This window comes from Cognatishimia activa (assembly GCF_001458335.1).
Taxonomy (GTDB): domain Bacteria; phylum Pseudomonadota; class Alphaproteobacteria; order Rhodobacterales; family Rhodobacteraceae; genus Cognatishimia; species Cognatishimia activa.
On sequence record NZ_CYTO01000020.1, the window covers coordinates 96948 to 117588 of the forward strand.

Here is a 20641-nt window from a genome sequence, read left to right on the forward strand (position 1 = left end):
AGGCATGACCATGTTTATTCAAACCGAATCCACGCCGAATCCAGCAACGCTGAAATTCCTACCGGGCCAAACGGTTCTGGAAATGGGCACAGCAGACTTCCCATCTGAGGAAGCCGCCAAGCAATCGCCTTTGGCAACCCGCGTCTTCGGCGTTGAGGGTGTAACAGCCGTATTCTTTGGTCATGATTTTGTGACAGTCACCAAAACCGACTCCGTTGAGTGGGACCACCTCAAGCCTTCTATTCTTGGCGTGATCATGGAGCACTTCCAATCCGGTGACCCTGTCTTGGGTGGAGATGCCAATGCGCCTGCGGCGCACGCAGAGCATCACGGTGAAGACGGGGAAATCGTCGAACAGATCAAAGAGCTCTTGGATACGCGCGTACGTCCAGCGGTCGCGCAGGATGGTGGCGATATTACGTTCCATGGCTTTGAGCGCGGCGTCGTCTACCTGCATATGCAAGGCGCTTGTGCCGGTTGCCCATCCTCGACCGTGACCCTCAAAATGGGCATCGAGAATCTGCTACGCCACTATATTCCTGAAGTCACAGAGGTACGCCCGGTTGGCCTCTGATCCACTTATTTTGGGTTTCGACACATCGGCCGCGCATTGCGCGGCCGCTTTGCTGCGTGGGGAAGAGGTTTTGGCCTCACGTGTTTTGGAAATGACCCGAGGACAAGCTGAAGAGCTCATGCCTTTGCTTGAAGCTCTATTGGCTGGGCAAAATCTGAATTGGAGCGACCTGTCAGCAATCGGCGTTGGCACTGGTCCTGGAAACTTCACCGGCATTCGCATCTCGGTATCAGCAGCGCGCGGCTTGGCCTTGGCGCTTGAAGTACCTTGCATTGGGGTCTCTACTTTTGACGCGACGCTACATGGAACAACAACGCCCGCGGCAGCAGCGGTCCCTGCTCCGCGTGATCAGCAATATGTTCAAGAGCCAGGTGAGGCAGCAAAACTGGTCTCCCTTCCGTACGATACAGACCTTCCCATTGTTTATCCGCCCGGTGGCGCCATTCTCGCAGAAAACATCGCCCACCAGGCGCGACTTCGGATGGACGACACTGCGCAACGCCCGGCCCCACTCTACATCAGGCAAGCGGATGCAGCGCCGTCCCGCGACCTGCCTCCAAAAATCCTGTGACGACACTCCTCAAACCAAAAGACCTTGCGCGCCTTCACGCCGCCGCCTTCCGCGAATCTCGACCTTGGGGCACGGAAGAGTTCGAAGCGCTGTTAGCGTCCAAACACTGTTTTTGCGTCGGCGACTCACACGGTTTTGCTATTGGCCGTTTAATTGCTCAGGAATCCGAGCTTTTAACCATCGCCGTAGACCCAGTGTCGCAAGGTAAAGGCCATGGCCGCCTGCTTTTGCAGCACTATCATGACGAAGCCCAAGCCAGAGGGGCCAATACGCTTTTCCTAGAGGTCGCGAAAGACAACACAAGGGCTCTTAATTTATATAAAACAATGTCTTACGAAGTCATTTCCGTGCGCGCAGGCTACTACAAACGCACCACTGGAACGCCCGTAGATGCCCTCATCATGCAGCTAAAATTATAAAGTCCAATTTGAAACTGTTTAATTCTCGTACGGATGGTCAAAAAACCGGTTGACCCCCCCTGCCCTCTACGGCCACCTTTGGATATTGATCTTAGCGATCCTTAAGAACGCAAAGGTTCGACGAGTGACAGTACGAACCGATACAAAACTGGGAGATACATTCATGACCCTTATGCAAAAATTCCTCGGCGCTGCGGCGACCGTCGCGCTGACAGCTGGCGTTGCCAACGCTGACCCAGCGGTCATCTTTGACCTTGGCGGCAAGTTCGACAAATCTTTCAACGAAGCGGGCTACAACGGCGCCGAGCGTTGGGCCGCTGAAACTGGCGGTAAGTACCTGGACATCGAACTGCAGTCCGAAGCACAGCGCGAGCAAGCGCTACGCCGTTTCGCAGAAGCTGGTGCAAACCCAATCGTGACTATGGGTTTTGCAATGACGCCAACCATCGAACAGGTTGCGCCAGAGTATCCAGAGACCAAGTTCGTGAATATTGATGGCTGGGCCAACCTGCCAAACGTTCAAACCATCTCCTTCGCAGAGCATGAAGGGTCTTATCTGGCTGGTGTTATGGCTGCAAAAGCCTCCACATCCGGCACCGTTGGCTTCATCGGCGGTATGGACATCCCACTGATCCGCAAGTTCGCTTGTGGCTATGCCCAAGGTGTTAAATCTGTAAACGCAGACGCGACCATCATTGCAAATATGACTGGCACAACACCTGCAGCATGGAACGACCCGGTAAAAGGCTCCGAGCTGACCAAAGCGCAGATCTCTCAAGGTGCGGATGTTGTTTACGCGGCAGCGGGCGGCACCGGTGTTGGTGTTCTGCAGACAGCAGCGGACGAAGGCATCCTGTCCATCGGCGTTGACAGCAACCAAAACCACCTGCACCCAGGCAAAGTTCTGACTTCCATGCTGAAACGTGTAGACGTTGCGGTATACAACGCACTGAAAGACGGCGCTGATCTGGAAACTGGCTTCCAAAACCTGAACCTCGCAAGCGACGGTGTTGGTGTTGCATTTGACGACAACAACGCGTCTCTGGTGTCTGCCGAGATGAAGGAAGCCGTGGATATGGCGACCAAAGGCATCGTTTCTGGCGAGATCACAGTCGAAGATTACGCAGCAGCAGAGTCCTGCTCTGTTCTAGAATTCTGATCCTTACATGACTGATACTCTTGATACGGGGCGGCCAGAAATGGCCGCCCCTGCCGCCTCCACCCCCTTGGCGTTAGAGCTCAAGGGAATTTCCAAAGCCTTTGGGCCTGTTCAGGCCAATAAAGACATTTCAATCTCAGTCCGCCCGGGCACGATCCACGGTATCATCGGTGAGAACGGTGCGGGTAAATCGACTCTGATGTCGATCCTTTACGGATTCTACAAAGCGGATTCCGGCGAGATTTATATTCGGGGTCAGAAAACCAATATCCCCGACAGCCAAGCCGCCATCGCGGCGGGCATCGGCATGGTCTTCCAGCACTTTAAGCTGGTTGAGAATTTCACAGTGCTTGAGAATATCATCTTGGGTGCAGAAGACGGCGCCCTGCTGCGGCCGTCCTTGGCCAAGGCGCGCAAAACGCTGAAAACACTGGCAGAAGAATACGAGCTGAATGTCGATCCAGATGCGATGATTGAAGACCTAAGTGTCGGTCACCAACAACGCGTTGAGATCCTGAAAGCCCTGTATCGTCAGGCAGATATCCTGATCTTGGACGAACCGACCGGCGTGCTGACTCCGGCGGAAGCGGACCAGTTGTTCCGTATTCTTGATCGGCTGCGCAAAGAAGGCAAAACGATCATCCTGATCACACACAAATTGCGTGAGATCATGGAGTACACCGACACCGTAAGTGTGATGCGCCGCGGCCAGATGACGGCGACGGTCCAAACCAAAGACACCTCTCCGGAAGGACTGGCAGAGCTGATGGTGGGCCGGAAAGTTTTGCTGCAAGTGGACAAAGAGCCCGCAAAACCGGGTGACGAGATCCTCAAGATCGAAGGGCTGCGTGTTGTCGATGAAGCAGGCGTTGAACGCGTCAAAGGCATAGACCTGACCGTACGCGCTGGCGAAATCGTTGGTATCGCGGGTGTCGCAGGCAATGGTCAATCCGAATTGCTTGAGGTTTTGGGAGGTTTCCAAGATGCAACCGGTTCTGTGACGGTGAACGGCCAAGAGCTGCCACTGTCTGGTCATGGTGCCGACGGGCAAGCGCGCCGAGCGGCGGGCATTGCCCACGTACCGGAAGACCGCCAGAAAGAGGGCCTGATCATGGAGTTCTCTGCATGGGAGAACTCGGTCTTTGGCTATCACCACGAGCCGGAATACCAAAACGGCATCCTGATGGATAACAAAGGCATCCTCGCAAAAGCGGCCGACCAGATGGAGCGTTTTGACGTGCGCCCTCCGCATCCGCATTTGGCGGCAAAGAACTTTTCTGGCGGTAACCAGCAGAAGATCGTTGTGGCACGCGAGATTGAGCGCAACCCAGATGTCTTGCTGATTGGTCAGCCGACACGTGGTGTGGACATCGGTGCGATTGAATTCATCCACCAACAGATCGTGAACCTGCGCGATCAGGGCAAAGCGATTTTGCTTGTCAGCGTGGAGCTCGAAGAGGTTCTGTCTTTGGCGGACCGTGTGGCAGTTATGTTTGACGGCCAAATCATGGGCGAACGCAACGCCAGTGAGACAGACGAGAAAGAACTAGGCCTCCTGATGGCCGGCGTCACAGGGGAGACTTCGTAATGGGCAAAATGCCACTTTGGGCCGACGCCATTCTGGTGCCGCTGATCAGCCTGCTTTTGGCAGCGTTCTTCAGCGCCATCGTGATCTTAGGCATCGGCGAGAACCCGATTGAAGCGTTTAATTTGATGGTCGATGGGGCGCTGAAACGCTCTGCAGGCTGGGGTTACACGCTCTATTACACAACAAACTACATCTTTACCGGCCTCGCGGTCGCGGTCGCCTTCCATGCGCGGCTGTTTAACATCGGCGGTGAAGGTCAGGCGATGATCGGTGGCGTTGGCGTTGCTTTGGCCTGTCTCTACATTCCATGGCCTCATTGGAGCTTGGCGATTGTGGGTGCATCCACAGCGGCAGCACTGTTTGGTGCGGCTTGGGCCTTCATCCCGGCCTACCTACAAGCCAAACGCGGCAGCCACATCGTGATCACCACGATCATGTTCAACTACATCGCCTTTTCTGTGCTTGGCTACCTACTGGTCGAGGTCCTGCGCCCAACTGGCCAAATGGACCCGGCATCCGCAAGCTTCCCAGAAGCAACGCACCTGCCAAACTTCCACGAGATGTTTGCCCCTGAAGGCTCACGCATGTTCCGTGGCGCGCCTGCAAACGTGACGTTCTTCCTATCCCTGTTGGCCTGTGTTTTTGTCTGGGTTCTGATCTGGAAAACGCGCCTAGGCTATGACATCCGCAGCTTTGGCTTCTCTGAAACCGCTGCGAAATACGCAGGCACATCCCCAGTGCGCATCACTGTGATCGCGATGCTGATCTCGGGTGCTTTGGCGGGCATGATGTCGGTGAACACCACACTGGGTGAAAGCGAACGCTTGATCCTGAACTCGACGGAAGGAGCAGGTTTTGTGGGGATCGCGGTGGCCTTGATGGGCCGCAACCACCCGATTGGTATCCTGATGGCTGCTCTGCTTTTTGGCTTCCTTGCACAAGGTGGTGCCGAACTCGCACTTTGGACCGATATTCCGCGCGAGCTAATTGTTGTCATCCAAGCCTTGGTAATCCTCTTCACCGGCGCATTGGACAATATGGTGCGTATGCCACTTGAGCGCCTGTTCCTGAACTTTGGCCGCAAGGAGAACGCATAATGGATTTCCTGACACTTCTTCAGGTTCTGGATAGCTCCGTTCGTCTTGCCGTGCCGCTGCTTCTGGCGTGTTTGGCGGGTCTTTATTCCGAGCGCGCGGGCATCTTTGACATTGGCCTTGAAGGTAAAATGCTGGCCGCTGCTTTTGCGGCAGGTGCCTTTGCCGCGGTGAGTGGATCTGTCTGGGTCGGTCTTCTAGCCGGCATCGGCGCGTCTATGATCTTGTCCCTTCTGCACGGCGTGGCATCCATCACATTCCGCGGCAACCAGCTGATCTCGGGCGTTGCGATCAACATGCTTGCGGCGGGGATGACGGTATTGATTGCGCAAGACTGGTTCCAACAAGGGGGCCGTACGCCTTCGCTGTTGACCGAAGGGCGCCTGAACCCAATCAATCTGCCATTCGCTGATATGTTTGAGTCGATCCCGTTGTTTGGTCCAACCTATAGCGAGCTCGTTTCTGGCCACAGCCTGATCGTCTATGTCGCCTTTGCCTTTGTGCCACTGACTTGGTGGATCCTATACCGCACCCGTTTCGGTTTGCGTCTACGCGCGGTGGGTGAAAACCCAGCATCCGTGGACACGGCTGGTGTCTCTGTGATCCGCCTGCGTTTCACTGCGGTATTGATCTGCGGTGCGCTTTGCGGTGTCGCAGGGGCGTATCTGGCCACAGGCCTGCAAGCGGGTTTCATCAAAGACATGACTGCTGGCCGTGGCTTCATCGCGCTGGCTGCGTTGATCTTTGCGAAGTGGCGGCCCTGGTATGCGCTTTGGGCTTGCTTGCTATTTGGTCTGCTACAGGCTCTGGCGGTTCGGTTCCAAAGCATCGAACTGGCGGGAATCGTCATTCCGGTGCAACTGATGGAAGCGCTGCCGTTCATTTTGACGGTGGTAATTCTTGCTGGATTTGTAGGCCGCGCCATCCCGCCAAGAGCTGGCGGTGAGCCATATGTAAAAGAACGATGAGTCCAGTTTAAAAAAAACTATATGACCGGGCTGCCAAAGTGACGCAGCCCGGTTGCATTTTGAGATTTTCAGGCGCTATGTGCCGCCATGCAAATCTACCTACCGATAGCCGAAGTCTCCGTGAACGCCTTCCTCCTCTTGGGGCTGGGTGGTCTTGTTGGCGTGCTCTCAGGGATGTTTGGTGTTGGCGGCGGCTTCTTAATGACGCCGCTTTTGTTTTTCATCGGGATCCCACCAGCCGTGGCCGTGGCCACAGAAGCCAACCAAATTGTAGCCTCTTCTTTCTCAGGAGTGCTCGCGCATTTCAAAAGGCGAACGGTGGATCTCAGGATGGGCACAGTGTTGCTCATCGGCGGCCTGACGGGAGCCGCGCTTGGGGTGGTGATCTTCAACTACCTCAAATCGCTTGGCCAAGTCGATTTGCTGGTAAAGCTTTGCTACGTGATCTTCCTCGGCATCATCGGCAGTTTGATGTTCGTGGAGAGCCTGAATGCGATCCGCAAGTCTCGCAAGAACACGGGCCCGATCAAGCGCAAGAAACACAACTGGGTTCACGGCCTTCCATTCAAAATGCGCTTTCGCGTGTCGGGTCTTTATATCTCAGTCATCCCTCCACTCATTGTCGGTGTTTTTGTCGGTATCCTGTCAGCAATCATGGGGGTCGGCGGCGGCTTTATCATGGTGCCTGCCATGATCTATCTGCTTGGCATGCCAACCAAAGTGGTTGTGGGCACGTCGCTCTTTCAGATCATCTTTGTCACCGCGTTCACCACACTTCTACACGCAACCACCAACTACACCGTGGACATGGCGCTTGCGGTGCTGCTTTTGGTTGGCGGCGTCATTGGCGCACAGTTCGGCGCGGTGATCGGCGCGAAACTGAAAGCCGAACAGCTGCGTATCCTATTGGCCCTAATGGTGATCGCGGTCTGCCTGAAGTTGGCGCTGGATCTGCTGATTATGCCGAGCGAGCTCTACTCCATCGGCGCAGCGGGAGGACACTAAGATGCGGCGTCTTTTGATTTCTCTCGCGCTTTTGATTGCACCACTCACGGCCACCGCCAATGAGGAAGTGGTTTTGGGCCTCAGCCAAAATCGTGTTGCGATTACCGCAAATTTTGATGGATCGGAGATCCTCGTTTTTGGCGCGGTCAAACGCGAAACCCAAATCCCTGATGGCGACCCACTTGAAGTGGTCATTGCCATCTCTGGTCCAAAAGAAAAGATCACTGTTCGTCGTAAAGAAAAGCGATTTGGCATTTGGGTGAATACGGAAAGCGTGACCATTGATGGTGCGCCAAGCTTTTACACAGTGGCCACAAGTGGCCCGCTGCGCGATGTTCTGACGGCACAAGAAGACAAGCTGAGCCGTGTTTCTATCGAGAATGCAATTGATGTGATCAGCGCCCATTTCCAGTCAGATCATCCCATCGACTTTGCTCAAGCGGTGAGCCGAATTCGGACTGACAATGGTCTCTATTCGGTGCAAGAAGGCGCAATTGAGGTCGCAGAGCAGACACTGTTCAGAACGTCCGTTGCAATGCCTGCAAACCTTACCGAAGGTGACTACAGCGCACGCGTTTTCTTGACACGAAGCGGCAAAATCGTGTCAGAGCATGAAACGACCATCGACGTACGCAAAGTTGGCCTAGAGCGCTTCTTGTTCAACCTGTCCCGTCAGCAACCGCTGATCTATGGCCTGCTTTCGCTTGCCATTGCGATTGTCGCGGGTTGGGGTGCATCTGCATTTTTCCGGGTGATCCGACAGGTCCGCTAAGCGTTAGCCGCGTCCAATGTAAGGCATTTTGGTCGCCATTACGGTCATGAACTGAACGTTGGCTTCCGGCGGCAGCTCTGCCATATGCAGGACCAAGCGCGCCGCGTCACCCACATCCATCATGGGCATTAGGTTTGCGTTCGGATCATCGGCCAGCGCACGCGCGTTTAGATCATCCACGAGCTCAGTGCGGGCATTGCCAATATCGATCTGACCACAGGCGATGTCATGTGGGCGACCGTCCAGCGACAAGCTGCGGGTCATGCCCGTAATTGCGTGTTTACTCGTGGTGTAGCAAATGCTGCTATCCCTCGGACTATGCGCCGACAGTGAGCCATTGTTAATGATACGTCCGCCTTGCGGGGACTGTTCCCGCATTTGCCGGAATGCCAGTTGAGCCGCAATAAACATGCCGCGCACATTTACATTCAGCACGTTGTCAAAATCGTCGAGGTCGACTTCATCGATCGAGGCCGACGGGCCAAAACTGCCTGCATTATTAAACAGCGCATCAAGACGTCCGGTCATGTCGAGAAACTTATCAAATGCCGCCTGCATGCCCGATGCGTCGGTTACATCGACAGGTAATGGAATAGCCGCCGGGTTTTTGGCAGCAATTTCAGCCAAGCGATCGCCGCGGCGTGCAATCAGCCCGACTTTCCAACCCTGCTCAAGAAAAGCCTCTGCCGTAGCCCGTCCAATGCCGGAGCTGGCTCCCGTTACGATGATGCTTTTCATGTTTGCTCCTCCAAAGTTAAAGGCGCTGCTGGGGCCGCCCTGAGGTCATCTATTACAAGTGGCCCAGTTGGCTTGGCCAACCTGTTACGAACCACCCAGTAAAGGCGCTCTTGCGCGCGGGTGATGGCCACGTAAGCCAGACGTTTCCACAAAGGTTGCCCCGCTTCAACCCGGCCCATACGCGCTGCAACGAAGAGATCGGGCGCAAAGACCTGAACATTCTCCCATTGCGACCCTTGGGCTTTGTGAATGGTCACAGCTGCCCCGTGAAGGAATGCAGCGCCCATCCGCGCGGCATATGGAATAAAGGGTTCTTCTTCATCTGGCTTCTCGATCTTCACAATCGAGGCCGCAGAGACCTGCGGATCTTCGGCACCCATGACGTGCAATCGCGAGAAGCCGGGTTTGCGACCCGGCCCGAGATAGACCACCTGCGCGCCTTTGATCAGGCCACGCGCTTCCAGATCCAACCGTTTCTTACGGTGTTTCATGGGGAGCTCGATGCCATCGCAGATCAGCGGTTCGCCTTCGAGAAGGTCATCTTCCGGTGCGCCATGCACCGCACGGAAGGCACTGATCAACCGCACACGTGTATTGTTACGCCAGACCAAAACCGGAGACCGCGCCATAAGATCCACTTCGACCCGCTGAGACCAGACCACCCGGTCATCTTGCCGTGCCTTCTCTTCGATCATCCGTTCGAAATCTTCAAAGCCAAGCTCCGGGTCGGCCAAGGCATGGGCCAGATCGAGGATCGGGTTATCAGCATCTTGGCGGTGAATACGGCTGAGCGAAAATTTGGCTTTTTCTGGCAGCTTATCAAACACCATCGACCCGGATTGGTTGACTGGCGCGAGCTGAGCAGGATCCCCAAACACAATAAGGGTCGAGAAGATCGCTTGCAGATCTTCAAACTGGCGGTCATCCAGCATTGAGCCTTCGTCAATGAAGCCGATATCCAGAGGATCTTCGCGGCGTTTCCAGCCGGTGATGAAGTCTGATCCCCGTAGTCCTGCCGCGGCCAAAGCGCCGGGGATGGATTTATGAAGCTGATAGAACGCATGAGCGCGCTCCAATGCTTCATCGGTCAACCCTTCAATCTCTGGACGCTCGCCGTTTTCTGCCAGCCACTCAGCGATCTTTTCGTATTCCGGGTCATAGACCGGTGAATAAAGAATGCGGTGGATTGTGGTCGCCGGCACACCACGCATGCGCAAAACGCTGGCAGCTTTGTTGGTGGGGGCCAAAATCGCCAAAGTGCGGCGGTCGAGCGCTTTCTTGCTCTCATAATCCCCAGACACAATGGAAACACCCGCATCTTTCAGCGCGTTCACCAGTTCGGCAAGCAAGAGCGTTTTGCCGGATCCAGCCTTGCCCATGACCGCAGCCACCGCAGAGGTGCTGGCCTTTGGTGGCATCAATAGACTGTCGTCTAGATCAACACCCGAGTCCTTCAGAATCGCCGAAATCTGATCGAAAGCGTCCGCCTGATCATGGGATAAAGTTACCGCCGATGTGGTATTTTCTGGCGTGGATGGCGTCGTCATGAGCGGACCCTACAGGGGCCATCTTGAAAGCACCAGCGCTAGTTGGCGGCGGATTTAAATGGGGGATTAATGAGGGCGGCGACCTATGTTGCTTGCACGATCTGAATTCAACTCTTGCGCCTCTTTGCTGGAAATATCTGCGGCAGCCACAAGCTTCAAATCCCCCAATTCCGCAGCCAGATCAGGCATGTCATTGGCGGCTGCGAACGTCTCTAGATCAGAGATCACGTCAAGTATCCAATCGTACTTCATGGCTGCCCCCAGCATGTCCGATGAGCGGCGTCACGCTTTATGCAAAACACACGCGATGGTCACAGGCGACGTGGGCTTTCTGCCCCACGAAAGAGCCATCGGCCTTTGAATATCAGTGAAACGGTTTCTCAAACGTAAACCGCCAGCGAACGGTAAGTCGCTGGCGGTTTTATTTTCAACGATTTGGTCGCGCTTATTTGGCGTCCAGAACCTCTTTCAAAGTGCGCAGGCCGGTCGTTGGCGCTTGCACCAGAACAGACATGTTCCCAGGCTTGTGCTCGTTGCGATACATTTTCATGTGCGCTTCAGGGATTTCGTCCCAAGAGAATGTCTCAGACAGGAACGGCTCAATACGACGTTCAATCATCAGCTGGTTGGCAGCCGCCGCTTGCTTGAGGTGCGCAAAGTGCGAACCCTGCAGACGCTTCTGGTGCATCCAAGTGTAGCGAACGTCAAACGTCAGGTTGTAGCCGGTGGTACCCGCACAGATCACAACCATGCCGCCCTTTTTACAAACCAGGTTAGACACAGGGAATGTGGTCTCGCCAGGGTGTTCAAAGACGATATCAACGTTGTTGCCTTTGCCGGTGATGTCCCAGATCGCTTTACCGAAACGGCGCGCTTCTTTGAACCATGTGTTGTACTCAGGTGTGTTGACCGTTGGCAGCTGACCCCAGCAAGTGAAGTCTTTGCGGTTGATGACGCCTTTCGCGCCAAGACCCATAACAAAGTCGCGTTTGCTTTCGTCAGAGATCACACCAATAGCGTTCGCACCCGCTGCTTTGATCAGCTGGATTGCATAGGTGCCCAAACCGCCAGACGCGCCCCAGACCAGAACGTTCATACCTGGCTTCAGATCGTGTGGCGCGTGGCCAAACAGCATCCGGTACGCGGTCGCCAGTGTCAGCGTGTAGCAGGCGCTTTCTTCCCAAGTCTGGTGTGTCGGGCGGCGCAGCAACTGCTGAGCTTGCACATTGGTGAACTGAGCGAAAGAACCATCTGGTGTCTCATAGCCCCAGATGCGCTGGCTCGGAGAGTACATCGGATCGCCACCGTTACACTCTTCGTCATCACCATCGTCCTGGTTACAGTGGATCACGACTTCGTCGCCCACTTTCCAGTTCTTCACTTTCTCACCAACGGCCCAAACGATGCCAGACGCGTCAGAACCCGCAATATGGTAATCCGCACCGTGACCATCAAACGGAGAGATCGGCTGTCCGAGGCCAGCCCAAACGCCATTGTAGTTCACGCCAGCAGACATCACGAGAACCAGAACTTCGTGTGCGTCTAGGGTTGGAACATCAACCACTTCGACTTCAAAGGACTTATCAGGCGTGCCGTGACGCTCGCGCCGGATGGTCCATGCGTACATTTGCTTTGGGACATAGCCCATTGGAGGGATTTCCCCCAATTCATAAAGATCTTTTTCCGGTGCCTCGTAGGAGAGGGTGCCGTTATCAGAATCCAGAGCCATTTTTGCCTCCTGGCTGGGGGTTTCGCTTGTTGTTTCGCCGCGATGCAGAATCGCGTCTCTGAGGTAGAGATAGATTCTTGCGCGCAACTTTGCAACACGATCAACACTATATGAGTAATTTTATAACCTCGCAAACGCAGAAACGTGGCGTCACTTTGGACTCAGACACGAAAAATCTGAAAAACTTCAATATTTTCAATAGCATAAAAAAAATTCAAGCCACTTAGAGGAGCGAAACTGGGAACATATACTTCTGCAAACTGGTATGATTTTAGCGATATTTCACGGTTTTTTGGCCGATTTCACCCCAAATCGCCGCGTCGCAGCGAATTGACAAGTGTTAAAAACTTCGCCTAATTACAAACAAGCGTAATATTATTGCTCAGCCAACGAAAGAGAGCCGAACATGTCGCAAGCGCAGAAAGACCGCCCGTGGTTAATCCGAACCTATGCTGGTCACTCCACCGCTAAGGCATCAAATGCCCTTTACCGGTCCAACCTCGCGAAAGGTCAGACGGGCCTTTCGGTTGCTTTCGATCTTCCAACCCAAACTGGATATGACAGTGATCACATCCTCGCACGGGGCGAAGTGGGTAAAGTTGGCGTTCCAGTATGCCACTTGGGCGATATGCGCACGCTGTTCGATGAAATACCGCTTGAACAGATGAATACGTCGATGACGATCAACGCCACAGCTCCGTGGCTGTTGTCGCTCTATATTGCGGTGGCGGAAGAGCAAGGTGCCGATGTCGCGAAGCTGCAAGGTACTGTTCAGAACGACCTGATCAAAGAATACCTCAGCCGAGGCACCTATGTTTGTCCGCCAAAGCCTAGCTTGAAGATGATCGGCGATGTGGCTGAGTACTGCTACACAAATGTTCCCAAGTGGAACCCGATGAACGTCTGTTCTTACCACCTGCAAGAGGCAGGAGCGACGCCCGAGCAAGAGCTTTCCTTTGCGCTTGCCACTGCAATCGCCGTTCTTGATGAGCTGCAACCGCGGGTTCCGGCCGAAGACTTCCCTGCCCTCTGCGGTCGGATTTCATTCTTTGTGAATGCGGGCATTCGTTTCGTCACCGAGATGTGCAAAATGCGTGCCTTTGTGGAGCTATGGGATGAAATCCTGCAGGAACGCTATGGCGTCGAAAACCCGAAATTCCGCCGTTTCCGTTATGGCGTTCAGGTAAACTCGTTGGGCCTTACCGAACAACAGCCTGAAAACAACGTTTACCGCATCCTGATCGAGATGCTCGCTGTGACGCTTTCAAAACGTGCCCGCGCGCGCGCCGTTCAGCTGCCTGCTTGGAACGAAGCTCTGGGTTTGCCACGCCCATGGGACCAGCAGTGGTCCATGCGCATGCAGCAGATCATGGCTTATGAAACTGATCTTTTGGAATATGAAGACCTGTTTGACGGCAACCCGGCCGTAGACCGCAAAGTCGCAGAACTCAAAGAAGGTGCGCGACACGAATTGGCAACCCTTGAGTCCATGGACGGCGCGATTGGGTCGATCGACTATATGAAAGGCCGTTTGGTGGAATCCAACGCGGACCGCTTGAACCGTATTGAAGCGGGCGAAGTGGTCGTGGTTGGTGTGAATAAATGGCAGCAAGGGGAAGTATCACCGCTGATGACCGGTGACGGCGGCATTATGGTGGTCGACCCCGCAGTGGAGCAGGAACAGGTCAGCCGTTTGCAAGAATGGCGTGACAGTCGCGATCAAGGTGAAGTTGATCTGGCGCTCGCCGAACTCCGTTCGGCGGCGGCGGTGGGCAAGAACATCATGCCTGCCTCGATTCAGGCTGCAAAAGCCGGTGTCACCACCGGCGAATGGGCGGCACAAATGCGTGCGGTACACGGAGAATACCGTGGGCCAACCGGCGTATCTGGAAGCCAGTCCAACAAAACCGAAGGTCTCGACGATTTGCGCAATGCTGTGGATTTGGTCAGCGACAAGCTCGGTCGTCGCCTGAAGTTTGTGATTGGCAAACCTGGGCTAGATGGGCACTCAAACGGTGCGGAGCAGATTGCATTCCGCGCCCGTGATTGCGGCATGGACATTACCTATGATGGCATCCGCCTAACGCCCGAAGAGATCGTGAAGACCGCGAAGGAACAAGAGGCCCATGTGGTCGGCTTGTCGATCCTGTCTGGCTCTCACATCCCGCTGGTCGAAGACCTTGTGCAGCGCATGAAAGACGCGGGTCTTTCAGGCACACCTGTGATCGTTGGCGGCATCATTCCTGATGACGATGCAGAGCGGCTTTTGGCCATGGGTGTATCCCGTGTTTACACGCCAAAAGACTTTGAGCTGAACACCATTATGCATGACATTGTGGTGCTCGCGGACCCTGCCCCGGTCGCGGCGGAATAGCCCAATTTGCAAAATCTGCTCCTCCCTGCCACACTTTTGGAGGGAGGATGTCATATGAGTTTATCAGTGGAAGCCCGTGTCACCGGCCGCGTACAAGGCGTGGCTTACCGCAACTGGACACGTTCGCGCGCCCGCGCGCTGGGTCTGACCGGCTGGGTTCGAAACGACGTATCCGGCGCCGTCATTGCGCACCTTGAGGGCGACAAAAAAACCGTTCATCAGATGGTAGAAGAACTTTGGTCCGGACCCGGAGCTGCCTCAGTTCGCGATGTGCAGCATCGTGCGATCTCTCAGGATCACACAAGCACACACTTCGAAATCATCGATTAGCTTACTCTTCGTACCAGATCACCAACTCTTCGTAGGTGTAGAAGTCACGAATATCGGCATCTGGTTCAGACTCGTAGCCCTCTGCGTGCGTCAGGCATTTTGGGCCACAGACCAATGAAATTGTCATGTCTTCGGTATCAATGAACCAAAGGCGACCACCGGGGGTGGCGACGTATCCATCGATTCCTTCTGCTTCGTCGCTTTCAATGTCATCGACGCTCGGCACCTCATAGGCGTCATGCCCCTCATATCCCCCATGCGTGTGATAGGACGCGATGATCACTTCGATATTGCGGGGATTGCGTGGACGGCAGCTTGATTTGCGGCCTTTGCGCGCCGGAGATGCAACCAGTTCGCCGTTTTCATCCAATCCAATATAGCCGCAGAACTCGCGATTGTGATCTAGCGACAGAGGTTGGATTTCTTCAAACACCTCTTTCATCAAAGCGACTTCGTCGCGGGGACCTGCGGTGAGGCTTGTGGCTGCCAAGACAGCAAGAAAGGAAATCATCGGGCGAAGGGTACTGCGCATCATGGTTACGTCCTGTTCTACGGTGATCGAAATGAAGCACAGAGAACTGCCAAGGACAATGTATGTTCACTCACTGGCACACTGTCTTAAGCCCGTTGGATTGGACTGGCGCATGCTATCAACTTGAACTAACCCTGAGGCCTAGGAGGTGTCTCAATGGCAGAGATAAGAATTCGTCCCGTTCAGAAGGATGACTTTGAGCAGTGGAATGCGCTTTGGCAGGATTACCTGGAGTTCTATGAATCCAGTGTCATAGATGAGGTCACACAAACTACCTTTGCGCGGCTTTGCGATCCAGAATGCCATGACCAAAACGCGTTTGTAGCTGAACGCGAAGGAAAACTCCTTGGGCTCGTTCACTACATTTATCACGCGCACAATTGGCACGTGGAACAGGTCACATACCTGCAAGACCTATTTGCGCTTCCAGAGGCGCGTGGCTTGGGACTTGGCCGAGCGCTAATCGAGGCAGTGTACCAAGCCGCCGACGACAACGGCACGCCAACCGTCTATTGGATGACCCAAGACTTTAACGCCGATGCGCGCAAACTGTATGATCGCATCGGTAGCCTGACACCCTTCATCAAATATGCTCGGACATAGGAGGAAGAAATGACAATTCATATTGGCGCTCAGCCCGGAGATATTGCGGAAACCGTTCTTTTGCCCGGCGACCCTTACCGCGCGAAGTGGGCGGCAGAGACGTTCCTAGATGATGTGAAATGCGTGAACGAAGTGCGTGGGATGCTTGGTTTCACCGGCACGTGGAAAGGCAATCCCGTGACGATCCACGGCTCCGGCATGGGCATGCCCAGCCTGTCGATCTATGTGAACGAGCTTATCAAAGATTATGGTGCCAAAACCCTGATCCGCATCGGCTCTTGCGGCGGCATGCAAAAGAAAGTCAGCGTGCGCGATGTGATCATCGCCATGACGGCCACATCAATCTCCACGCCATCGCGGGGGATTTTCAAAGAGATCAACTTTGCCCCTAGCGCCGATTACGGATTGCTGCGTGCTGCGGCGGATGCAGCGGAAGCAAAGGGAACACCAACCCATGTCGGCGGAATCTACTCCGCTGATGTTTTCTACGACGAACGCCCTGATCTGAATGAACAGATGACCCGTCACGGCATTCTTGGTGTCGAAATGGAAGCCGCGGAGCTTTACAACCTCGCGGCACGCTACGATTGCCGCGCTTTGGCCGTGCTAACAGTCTCGGACCATTTGCTGACAGGAGAGGCATTGCCCAGCGATCAGCGCGAGAAATCCTTTGGCGATATGGTGGAAATTGCGCTGGAAGCGGCCTTCGCCTGACTATTCGTCGGAGATTTCAAAAAGGGGCATCTCACAACGAGGTGCCCTTTTTGTTTCCACATAAGATTACGCGGCGTTGGCGTATTCAAACCATTCAGGTTCATGTTGGCCGTCAGAGACCAGCACAGGTTCTGGCGAATAATAGCTCCAAGCCTCTTCAAGTACGGCCAGGGCGTCTTCAGCTTTGGTTTGGGTGTTTGCAGTGTCTAGTGTCATTGGAGTGATCCCATTTTGGTTTCATCACTCCTCCCTGCCGTTCAAATAGACCCGCAGGGGCGCCTTTGCATCCGATAGTTTTACAGAGGCGGTATGCACTTGCTGCATTGCAGCAAGTGCCGTTTTCGCAACGCGACTTAGACCGCGCGGTCGACCATCATTTTCTTAATATGCGCGATGGCCGCTGCAGGGTTCAGACCCTTTGGACAGGTTTTCGCGCAGTTCATGATGGTGTGGCAGCGATAGAGTTTGAATGGATCTTCCAGAGCATCCAGTCGTTCGCCCGTCGCTTCGTCACGGCTGTCGATGATCCAACGATATGCGTGCAGCAAGGCTGCTGGGCCGAGGTAACGGTCGCCATTCCACCAGTAGCTTGGGCAAGAGGTGGAGCAGGATGCGCACATCACACACTCATAAAGACCATCAAGCTTTTTGCGGTCTTCAATGGACTGTTTCCACTCTTTCGCAGGGCGGTTGGTCTTGGTTTCCAGCCACGGCATGATGGATGCGTGCTGTGCATAGAAGTGTGTCAGATCTGGGATCAGGTCTTTGACCACCGGCATGTGCGGCAGTGGATAGATTTTCACCGCGCCGCCTTTGACTTCGTCGATGCCATAAATGCAGGCCAGCGTGTTGATGCCGCCAATATTCATGGCGCAAGAGCCGCAAATGCCTTCCCGGCAAGAGCGACGGAAGGTCAGCGTTGGATCAATCTCGTTTTTGATCTTGATCAGCGCGTCCAAAATCATCGGACCACACGTGTCCATATCGACGAAATACGTGTCGACCGATGGGTTTTTGCCATCATCCGGGTTCCAACGATAAATCTGGAACTTGCGGATGTTCTTAGCACCGTCAGGTTTCGGCCAAGTTTTCCCCGTCGTGATACGGGAGTTTTTTGGGAGTGCGAATTCGACCATGATACGGCCTCCTTACCTGCCTGACGCACATAGTGTGCGCTTGGTTACGTAGCGTGTGATCACGCCAATAGGATGAACAAGAGGGGTCATGTATCTCCCACCTGTACAATATATGGAAACTGGGCTTGATCCAGATAATTGGCCAAAAGCTCTGCGTCTTTGGGCATCAGTTTCTGCATCAAACCGATCAGTTCTTTGTCTTGGCTGGCTGCCAAAAGCACAATTTGGAAAGCGGCATCGTTGGCCATAGTAAGCCAGCGCTGATCCGCCTTTAAGTCCGACGCGTTTACGGCATCTTTCTGAAAGGACGACCCACCACCGTAAGGCTGAACCTTGCCAAGTGAGTTGTCTTTGCACGGCAAACCAAGAGTCTGCAGCACTTTCTCTCGATAAACTGGGCGCGTCAGCCAGCGATCATAGTTCACAGGCACGACCCCTAGGGATTTGGCCTGCGTGATCAACTGCAACATGTCGCGGTATTTATCCAAAGCGACCATCATAATCCGAAGACACACCAAGGCGTCTTGGTCGTCATTGGCCTGAATTTTTTTCAACAGCGACGCCGACCAGTTCATGAAATCCCGATAGAAAAGCACTTCATGGGTGACTTCGGATTTTGACAGATCCGGTGTGACCTCTGCCCCCATTTCATCTGGGTCTGGCGAGAAATCCTCGTAGGACACAATCACCAAAGCGCCATCGCGGGCTTTGGATGTGACACCACTGATGGGATCACCTTTGGTAATGCTCGCACGACGGCCATTCACCTCGATTGACCGCCATGTGCGACGCGCCGGGCGCCCCACAGAACAGTTATTCAAGAAGACGGACCCCATATGCGCATTGCGCAGCAGCCAGTTGATGATGGCGTGGTTGCCAGAGCGGCGCATCCCAAACGTACGCAAGACCACGCCCGGCTGAATGCCGAGCGCGTCTGCGAGGGATTTTTGCGCCACTTCGTTCATCGTGCTTTAGAACGTCCGCTTCTTAGGAGCGATCTTCTTAAGCTCGATGCCGCCATCTTCTTCTTTGGTCAGCGGATCAAGAACAACTGGGCGATAGCTCAGATCGACCTTACTGCCGTCGACGCGGCTGATCGTGTGAACACGCCAGTTTTTGTCGTCACGCTCTGGGAAGTCCTCATGCGCATGCGCGCCACGGGATTCTTTACGCGCTTCCGCACCGTGGATGGTGCCCAATGCGCTTGGCATCAGGTTGGTCAGTTCCAATGTTTCCATCAGATCAGAGTTCCACACCAAGGACGTGTCGGTGACTTTCAGATCGTCCATTTTGTCGGCGATCACGGTCATCTTTTCGACGCCCTCTTTCATGGTCTCTGCAGTCCGGAACACCGCCGCGTCTGCCTGCATCGCTTTCTGCATTTCCAGACGCAGATCAGCAGTTGGGATCGCACCTTTTGCGTAACGCAGACCGTCAAAACGTTCGAACGCTTTGTCGACAGACGCTTGGTTTAGCTTCGGATTAGGTGTGTTTGGATCTACAACCTGACCCGCACGGATCGCAGAAGCGCGACCGAAAACAACCAAGTCGATCAAGGAGTTAGAACCCAGGCGGTTCGCACCGTGAACAGATGCACAACCCGCTTCACCCACGGCCATAAGACCCGGAACAACCTTGTTTGGATCGTCCTCTGATGGATCAAGAACCTCACCCCAATAGTTGGTCGGCACACCACCCATATTGTAGTGAACAGTTGGAATAACCGGGATCGGCTCTTTGGTTACATCCACACCCGCAAAGATCTTCGCGGATTCAGAGATACCTGGGAGGCGCTCCGCCAATGCGTCGGCTGGCAAGTGGTTCAGGTTGAGGAAAATGTGATCCCCTTCTGCACCCACACCGCGGCCTTCGCGGATTTCCATGGTCATGGACCGGGAAACATAGTCGCGTGGTGCCAAGTCTTTATAGGTCGGCGCGTAACGTTCCATGAAACGCTCGCCTTCAGAGTTGGTCAGATAACCACCTTCACCCCGAGCCCCTTCGGTGATCAAACAGCCAGAGCCGTAGATGCCGGTTGGGTGGAACTGAACGAACTCAAGGTCCTGCATTGGCAAGCCAGCGCGCATGACCATGCCGCCGCCGTCACCGGTACAGGTGTGAGCAGACGTCGCAGAGAAGTATGCACGGCCGTAGCCGCCGGTCGCTAGGACAACCATCTTCGCGTTGAAGACGTGCATAGTGCCGTCGTCGAGCTTCCAGCAAACGACACCCTGACATTGACCATCCTCGGACATGATCAGGTCGATCGCAAAATACTCGATGAAGAACTCAGCGTTGTTCTTTACGGACTGGCCATAAAGCGTGTGCAGGATCGCATGACCGGTTCGGTCCGCAGCCGCGCAGGTCCGTTGTACAGGTGGACCTTCACCGTATTCGGTGGTGTGGCCGCCGAATGGACGCTGATAGATTTTGCCTTCCTCAGTCCGTGAGAACGGAACGCCGTAATGCTCTAGCTCGTAAACCGCCTTTGGTGCTTCACGAGCGAGATATTCCATCGCATCGGTGTCACCAAGCCAGTCAGAGCCCTTTACGGTGTCGTACATGTGCCATTCCCAGCTGTCCGGACCCATATTGGCCAGAGACGCCGCGATACCACCTTGGGCGGCCACGGTGTGGGAACGGGTTGGGAATACTTTGGTTACACAAGCGGTGCGCAGGCCCTGCTCGGCCATACCAAGGGTTGCACGCAGACCAGCGCCGCCGGCGCCAACTACGACCACGTCATATTCGTGGGTTTCATATTCATATGCTGCTGTCATCTCATTCG

22 protein-coding genes are annotated in these 20641 nt (G+C 54.6%); 13 read left to right on the forward strand and 9 right to left on the reverse strand.

Annotated features, from left to right (window positions below):
* Window positions 1-10 precede the first annotated feature (10 nt).
* The 9 genes from TA5113_RS10255 (at window position 11) to TA5113_RS10295 (ending at window position 8150) form a co-directional block, all read left to right on the forward strand.
* Entirely contained in the window at window positions 11-574 is a 564-nt protein-coding gene (locus TA5113_RS10255) for a NifU family protein (RefSeq protein ID WP_058315758.1), read from the forward strand.
* Window positions 564-1145, forward strand: a complete 582-nt coding sequence (gene tsaB, locus TA5113_RS10260; protein WP_058315080.1) for a tRNA (adenosine(37)-N6)-threonylcarbamoyltransferase complex dimerization subunit type 1 TsaB — start codon at window positions 564-566, stop codon at window positions 1143-1145. The genes TA5113_RS10255 and tsaB overlap by 11 nt, the downstream gene beginning before the upstream one ends.
* Window positions 1142-1564: a ribosomal protein S18-alanine N-acetyltransferase gene (gene rimI, locus TA5113_RS10265; RefSeq protein WP_058315079.1), complete on the forward strand. Its 423-nt coding sequence runs from the start codon at window positions 1142-1144 to the stop codon at window positions 1562-1564. Before tsaB ends, rimI begins: the two co-directional genes overlap by 4 nt.
* A 163-nt stretch (window positions 1565-1727) precedes the next feature.
* Entirely contained in the window at window positions 1728-2723 is a 996-nt protein-coding gene (locus TA5113_RS10270; protein WP_058315078.1) for a BMP family lipoprotein, read from the forward strand.
* Window positions 2724-2730: 7 nt separating this feature from the next.
* Window positions 2731-4311, forward strand: a complete 1581-nt coding sequence (locus tag TA5113_RS10275; RefSeq protein ID WP_082625875.1) for an ABC transporter ATP-binding protein — start codon at window positions 2731-2733, stop codon at window positions 4309-4311.
* On the forward strand, window positions 4311-5408 hold the full coding sequence (locus TA5113_RS10280) for an ABC transporter permease (RefSeq protein ID WP_058315076.1): 1098 nt from the start codon (window positions 4311-4313) through the stop codon (window positions 5406-5408). The genes TA5113_RS10275 and TA5113_RS10280 overlap by 1 nt, the downstream gene beginning before the upstream one ends.
* Window positions 5408-6373: an ABC transporter permease gene (locus TA5113_RS10285; RefSeq protein WP_058315075.1), complete on the forward strand. Its 966-nt coding sequence runs from the start codon at window positions 5408-5410 to the stop codon at window positions 6371-6373. Before TA5113_RS10280 ends, TA5113_RS10285 begins: the two co-directional genes overlap by 1 nt.
* 87 nt (window positions 6374-6460) lie before the next feature.
* Window positions 6461-7378: a sulfite exporter TauE/SafE family protein gene (locus TA5113_RS10290; RefSeq protein ID WP_058315074.1), complete on the forward strand. Its 918-nt coding sequence runs from the start codon at window positions 6461-6463 to the stop codon at window positions 7376-7378.
* 1 nt (window position 7379) lies between these two features.
* A complete protein-coding gene (locus TA5113_RS10295; protein WP_058315073.1) occupies window positions 7380-8150 on the forward strand; it encodes a TIGR02186 family protein in 771 nt (256 codons plus the stop codon).
* A 3-nt stretch (window positions 8151-8153) separates the two neighbouring features.
* Here the strand turns inward: TA5113_RS10295 and TA5113_RS10300 are convergent, their stop codons facing one another.
* From TA5113_RS10300 to ccrA, 4 genes are all read right to left on the reverse strand, one after another.
* Complete coding sequence (locus TA5113_RS10300; protein ID WP_058315072.1) at window positions 8154-8888, reverse strand: SDR family oxidoreductase; 735 nt, start codon at window positions 8886-8888, stop codon at window positions 8154-8156.
* Window positions 8885-10435: an ATP-dependent DNA helicase gene (locus TA5113_RS10305; protein WP_058315071.1), complete on the reverse strand. Its 1551-nt coding sequence runs from the start codon at window positions 10433-10435 to the stop codon at window positions 8885-8887. The genes TA5113_RS10300 and TA5113_RS10305 overlap by 4 nt, the downstream gene beginning before the upstream one ends.
* A gap of 66 nt (window positions 10436-10501) precedes the next feature.
* Window positions 10502-10687, reverse strand: coding sequence for a hypothetical protein (locus TA5113_RS10310; protein ID WP_131726416.1), 186 nt, complete (start codon window positions 10685-10687; stop codon window positions 10502-10504).
* A 193-nt stretch (window positions 10688-10880) separates the two neighbouring features.
* Complete coding sequence (ccrA, locus tag TA5113_RS10315) at window positions 10881-12164, reverse strand: crotonyl-CoA carboxylase/reductase (protein ID WP_058315757.1); 1284 nt, start codon at window positions 12162-12164, stop codon at window positions 10881-10883.
* 406 nt (window positions 12165-12570) lie between these two features.
* On the opposite strand from ccrA, the gene TA5113_RS10320 reads away from it, so the two are divergent.
* A complete protein-coding gene (locus tag TA5113_RS10320; RefSeq protein ID WP_058315069.1) occupies window positions 12571-14538 on the forward strand; it encodes an ethylmalonyl-CoA mutase in 1968 nt (655 codons plus the stop codon).
* Between the two features lie 54 nt (window positions 14539-14592).
* Window positions 14593-14868, forward strand: coding sequence for an acylphosphatase (locus TA5113_RS10325; protein WP_058315068.1), 276 nt, complete (start codon window positions 14593-14595; stop codon window positions 14866-14868).
* Between the two features lies 1 nt (window position 14869).
* On the opposite strand, the gene TA5113_RS10330 is transcribed toward TA5113_RS10325, so the two are convergent.
* A complete protein-coding gene (locus TA5113_RS10330; RefSeq protein WP_058315067.1) occupies window positions 14870-15403 on the reverse strand; it encodes a DUF4329 domain-containing protein in 534 nt (177 codons plus the stop codon).
* Between the two features lie 153 nt (window positions 15404-15556).
* On the opposite strand from TA5113_RS10330, the gene TA5113_RS10335 reads away from it, so the two are divergent.
* Together TA5113_RS10335 and deoD are read left to right on the forward strand one after the other, a co-directional pair.
* Window positions 15557-16003, forward strand: a complete 447-nt coding sequence (locus tag TA5113_RS10335; protein WP_058315066.1) for a GNAT family N-acetyltransferase — start codon at window positions 15557-15559, stop codon at window positions 16001-16003.
* Between the two features lie 9 nt (window positions 16004-16012).
* The gene (gene deoD, locus TA5113_RS10340; RefSeq protein WP_058315065.1) at window positions 16013-16717 is read left to right on the forward strand and encodes a purine-nucleoside phosphorylase; all 705 of its coding nucleotides are present in this window, start codon (window positions 16013-16015) and stop codon (window positions 16715-16717) included.
* 66 nt (window positions 16718-16783) lie between these two features.
* On the opposite strand, the gene TA5113_RS16980 is transcribed toward deoD, so the two are convergent.
* The 4 genes from TA5113_RS16980 to sdhA form a co-directional block, all read right to left on the reverse strand.
* Window positions 16784-16933 carry a hypothetical protein gene (locus TA5113_RS16980; protein ID WP_165589406.1) on the reverse strand — a complete coding sequence of 50 codons (150 nt, stop codon included), beginning with the start codon at window positions 16931-16933 and terminating at the stop codon, window positions 16784-16786.
* A gap of 137 nt (window positions 16934-17070) precedes the next feature.
* On the reverse strand, window positions 17071-17853 hold the full coding sequence (locus TA5113_RS10345) for a succinate dehydrogenase iron-sulfur subunit (protein ID WP_058315064.1): 783 nt from the start codon (window positions 17851-17853) through the stop codon (window positions 17071-17073).
* 86 nt (window positions 17854-17939) lie between these two features.
* Window positions 17940-18809 carry a hypothetical protein gene (locus TA5113_RS10350; protein WP_131726415.1) on the reverse strand — a complete coding sequence of 290 codons (870 nt, stop codon included), beginning with the start codon at window positions 18807-18809 and terminating at the stop codon, window positions 17940-17942.
* Window positions 18810-18824: 15 nt separating this feature from the next.
* Window positions 18825-20633 (reverse strand): succinate dehydrogenase flavoprotein subunit, encoded by a 1809-nt coding sequence (gene sdhA, locus TA5113_RS10355; protein WP_058315062.1) that lies wholly within the window; start codon window positions 20631-20633, stop codon window positions 18825-18827.
* Between the last annotated feature and the right edge of the window lie 8 nt (window positions 20634-20641).

Excerpts from the sequence above, each read along its gene's own strand:
- TA5113_RS10290 (WP_058315074.1), top strand. The coding sequence starts at position 6,461 with ATGCAAATCTACCTACCGATAGCCGAAGTCTCCGTGAACGCCTTCCTC.
- sdhA (WP_058315062.1), bottom strand. The coding sequence starts at position 20,633 with ATGACAGCAGCATATGAATATGAAACCCACGAATATGACGTGGTCGTA.
- TA5113_RS10270 (WP_058315078.1), top strand. The coding sequence starts at position 1,728 with ATGACCCTTATGCAAAAATTCCTCGGCGCTGCGGCGACCGTCGCGCTG.
- TA5113_RS10345 (WP_058315064.1), bottom strand. The coding sequence starts at position 17,853 with ATGGTCGAATTCGCACTCCCAAAAAACTCCCGTATCACGACGGGGAAA.
- TA5113_RS16980 (WP_165589406.1), bottom strand. The coding sequence starts at position 16,933 with ATGACACTAGACACTGCAAACACCCAAACCAAAGCTGAAGACGCCCTG.
- TA5113_RS10275 (WP_082625875.1), top strand. The coding sequence starts at position 2,731 with ATGACTGATACTCTTGATACGGGGCGGCCAGAAATGGCCGCCCCTGCC.
- TA5113_RS10305 (WP_058315071.1), bottom strand. The coding sequence starts at position 10,435 with ATGACGACGCCATCCACGCCAGAAAATACCACATCGGCGGTAACTTTA.
- TA5113_RS10300 (WP_058315072.1), bottom strand. The coding sequence starts at position 8,888 with ATGAAAAGCATCATCGTAACGGGAGCCAGCTCCGGCATTGGACGGGCT.
- TA5113_RS10255 (WP_058315758.1), top strand. The coding sequence starts at position 11 with ATGTTTATTCAAACCGAATCCACGCCGAATCCAGCAACGCTGAAATTC.
- TA5113_RS10330 (WP_058315067.1), bottom strand. The coding sequence starts at position 15,403 with ATGATGCGCAGTACCCTTCGCCCGATGATTTCCTTTCTTGCTGTCTTG.
- deoD (WP_058315065.1), top strand. The coding sequence starts at position 16,013 with ATGACAATTCATATTGGCGCTCAGCCCGGAGATATTGCGGAAACCGTT.
- TA5113_RS10295 (WP_058315073.1), top strand. The coding sequence starts at position 7,380 with ATGCGGCGTCTTTTGATTTCTCTCGCGCTTTTGATTGCACCACTCACG.
- ccrA (WP_058315757.1), bottom strand. The coding sequence starts at position 12,164 with ATGGCTCTGGATTCTGATAACGGCACCCTCTCCTACGAGGCACCGGAA.
- TA5113_RS10335 (WP_058315066.1), top strand. The coding sequence starts at position 15,557 with ATGGCAGAGATAAGAATTCGTCCCGTTCAGAAGGATGACTTTGAGCAG.
- TA5113_RS10325 (WP_058315068.1), top strand. The coding sequence starts at position 14,593 with ATGAGTTTATCAGTGGAAGCCCGTGTCACCGGCCGCGTACAAGGCGTG.
- TA5113_RS10285 (WP_058315075.1), top strand. The coding sequence starts at position 5,408 with ATGGATTTCCTGACACTTCTTCAGGTTCTGGATAGCTCCGTTCGTCTT.
- TA5113_RS10310 (WP_131726416.1), bottom strand. The coding sequence starts at position 10,687 with ATGAAGTACGATTGGATACTTGACGTGATCTCTGATCTAGAGACGTTC.
- TA5113_RS10280 (WP_058315076.1), top strand. The coding sequence starts at position 4,311 with ATGGGCAAAATGCCACTTTGGGCCGACGCCATTCTGGTGCCGCTGATC.
- TA5113_RS10320 (WP_058315069.1), top strand. The coding sequence starts at position 12,571 with ATGTCGCAAGCGCAGAAAGACCGCCCGTGGTTAATCCGAACCTATGCT.